The following is a 3,114-nucleotide window of genomic DNA, read 5'->3' as shown; positions in this document are numbered from 1 at the left end:
ATTTGTAAGCAGAGGGCGCCATGGTTGCACAAGGAACGAGGGGGTATCGATCGGTGTAAGCGTCGATGCGCGCCAGGGGGTTCAGGGTTTCCGCCAGATTGAAGGCGGGATGAGCAGCGCCGAACAGGCGATGAAACGCATGTCGGCACAGGCACGGGCCGCTGGCGCCGAGATCGATCGGGCATTTACCGGTCGGGCCTCGCTTGATCCGTTTACGGCATCCGTTGCGCGGGCGACCAACGGGCTCGGTGCCTTGGCGACCAAGCTGCAAAGCATTCCGGCGGCGCTGAGCCGCTTCGCCGGGGTGGCTGGAATCGGGGCCGGCGGCCTGGCTGCGGGAGTGTTGGCAATCGCGAAGGCATCGGCCAATGCCGCGCAGGAAATCAGCACCCTGTCTCAGAGAACTGGCGTTGGCACGGAATCGCTTTCAAGACTGGCCTATGCGGTCAAGATTACCGGAGGTTCGACCAGCGATCTGGAAAACGGTCTGCAAGCACTTGCAGGGAACATGCAGTCGGCCGCTCAGGGCGGAAATGCTTCGGCAGCCATGTTCGAACAACTTGGAATTGCGGTGCTCCGCTCGGATGGGTCGCTGCGTAATGTTGATGAAGTATTCATTGACCTGGCGCAGCGGCTTTCGGAGTTGCCGAACGGCACGACCAAAACGACAGCGGCGATTGCGCTCTTGGGTAACTCCGCCGAGAAGCTGATTCCGGCAATCAACGAAGGACGGCAAGGGCTAGAGGCGCTGGCGAACGAGTCCGACCGCTTTGGCCAGACGATCAGCGAATCGGCTGCAGCTGCAGCGCGCGAGTTCAATCAGAACCTGGAGCGGCTGCAGAGCCTGGCAAACGGGGTCGTGATGCAGATCGGCAATGCGCTGATTCCGTCGATCAACCAGCTCGCAGAGGATTTTCTACGCGCAAAAGAGGCAGGGCTTTCCTTCGGGCAGGCGCTGCTGAACATTGGCTTGTCAAACCCGTTCAAAACGGCAGAAGAACAAATCAGCTCGCTGACGGACAAGCTCGCCGAATTGGAGAAGCGGCGGCAAGATGCGCTGGGCTTCGTGGGGGGGCGTGCTGAAGCAAGTGCCGTCCTGCCGCTGATCGATAGAGAGATCGCGTTGCGGCAAAGCGAGCTGGCCTATTGGGAATCCAAGGTCAGAGCAGCACAGGATGGCCCGGATCTGACCGAAGAAAAAAACCGGGCGCAGCAGCGGCTGCAGATCGAACAGCAGCTGAGTGGCGAGATCGCACGCTTGGATAAGCTGCGTGAGACGGCCGCCGCCAATGCGACAAAGGAGGAAATCAAGGGGGCGGAGCGGCTCCGAGATGCCTTGCGTGACGCGTGGAAGACAAGCGCGGACGCGGCACGTGAGGCGCGGCGTGAGGCGGCTGAGTTTTTCCGCCAGGCCGACAGCGCGGCCAGTAGGCGGAACGCCGAAGCGAATCGGATCGAAGCTTCGGATGTGGAGCGGACCGGAGGTTTGCGCGGCCACTCGAACGCGAACTCTCCCCAGTCGCTGATTCAGGCAGCCGAGCGTGCCTCCCTGTTCGCAATGAATGCCGCAATCGATGGGCGTGGAGAAGCGGTTAAGCGAAATGCCGAGGAAGCGCTGCGACTAGCGGAAGAAGCGGCAGGCTATGTACAGGGTTTGGGTGATGATCCAGGCGCAGCGCAGTTGCTGCGCCAGATCGGCGAGGCCGAAAGGCAGGCGCTTCAGGCACAGGGCAAGCAGCGTCTGCAAGAGGCTGAAGCTCAGGATGCAGCTGCAAGATCGATTCAGGGGCAAATTCTGACCGCTGAACAGCGGATCAGCGCTCTGAAGAACGAGCTGGGAAAGCCGGTTTCCATCCAGCTCGAGATCACGGCCGCTGAGCAAAAAATCCAAGCCCTGAAGGCACAGCTCGGGCAGCTTGGCACGGGCCAGGTCGGCGCTGCGGGCTCCAGCGCTCAGGGGAGTGGCGGTGCCAAAGAGATCGATGTGGAGGCGCAGACTGACCAAGCGAAAAAGGAACTCGAGGAAGTTCGCCGGGCAGTCGATGCGATCCCGGATAAGAGGCAGATCACCATTGAGACCATTCAGGCCAATGGGGTGCCGGCCTTCTCCGATCCGGTAAGTGCCTTCAACTCATCCCAGAATACCCCTGAAAGATATGCCCGTGGCGGCAGGGTCTTGGGCGCCGGCAGCGACACGAGCGATAGCATCCTTGCCCGGTTGTCGAACGGTGAGTATGTTGTCCGTGCAGCTGCTGTTCGGCGCTATGGCCTGACACTGCTGGATAGCATCAATGGGCTCAGCCTTCCCCGCTTCGCCACCGGTGGCCTCGTGTCATCGGCGTCCGTCGCGATGTCTTCACTGACCCCAAGCGACCGACCTGCAGGAACCCCGATCAATTTGCATGTCGGCGACAGAGGCCCATTCCCCATGCAAGCCTCTCAGGATGTGGCGGCAGAGGTCGTACGGGTGTTTCAAACGGCCGCGCTGCAACGTGGCCGGCGCTGATAGGCGGCCGCATCGTTTTATCTGGCGCAATTCCTTTCTACACGATCAAAATCGACGCAGCCTCATTTATCGTGCAAAACGGCGCCATTTATCGCGGCGCGCTACATCTTGCCGCACCGGACCGACTCCCTGCATCTGTTGCCCGCTGTCACGGCAGACCATGATCTGAAATCATGGCTGTTTCAGTGCCCGGCGTTCAGCGCTTCTCGATGATCTGGTCGTAGATGCCGCCGTCGGCGAAGTGCGTTTTCTGCACTGCCGGCCAGCCGCCGAGTTTTTCATCCACGGTGAAGGTGCGGATCGGCGGGAACTTGTCCGCGTTCTGCGCCAGCACGGCGGCGTCGCGCGGGCGGAAGTTGTGCTTGGCGATGATCGCCTGCCCTTCGGGCGAGAACAGGAACTCCAGGTAGGCTTCGGCGGCCTTTGCCGTGCCGCGCTTTTCGGCCACCGACTTCACCGCCGCCGCCGGTGCCGAGCGACCCACCCGGAGTATGCCTGTAACCTTTTACTATATATCTCTCATATGTTACCGTTATCGCTTTTCATGGATCGATACGGGAGCCACGGCCATGAATCGTCTTCTGGTCGCCCACACGCCGCTGGGCGAT

2 protein-coding genes are annotated in these 3,114 nt (G+C 61.1%); one reads left to right on the top strand and one right to left on the bottom strand.

Annotated elements, in window-relative coordinates; translation table 11 throughout:
- The first annotated feature begins 109 nt into the window (after nt 1-109).
- Nucleotides 110-2,506, top strand: a complete 2,397-nt coding sequence (locus tag TBU01S_RS22505; protein WP_068639715.1) for a hypothetical protein — start codon at nt 110-112, stop codon at nt 2,504-2,506.
- A gap of 196 nt (nt 2,507-2,702) precedes the next feature.
- On the opposite strand, the gene TBU01S_RS22500 is transcribed toward TBU01S_RS22505, so the two are convergent.
- Nucleotides 2,703-2,990 (bottom strand): hypothetical protein, encoded by a 288-nt coding sequence (locus tag TBU01S_RS22500; protein ID WP_068639714.1) that lies wholly within the window; start codon nt 2,988-2,990, stop codon nt 2,703-2,705.
- Between the last annotated feature and the right edge of the window lie 124 nt (nt 2,991-3,114).

This window comes from Thauera butanivorans NBRC 103042, from assembly GCF_001591165.1.
Lineage (GTDB): Bacteria > Pseudomonadota > Gammaproteobacteria > Burkholderiales > Rhodocyclaceae > Thauera > Thauera butanivorans.
Note: the sequence above shows the minus strand (reverse complement) of the source record. Positions and strands in the feature narration are given on the sequence as shown.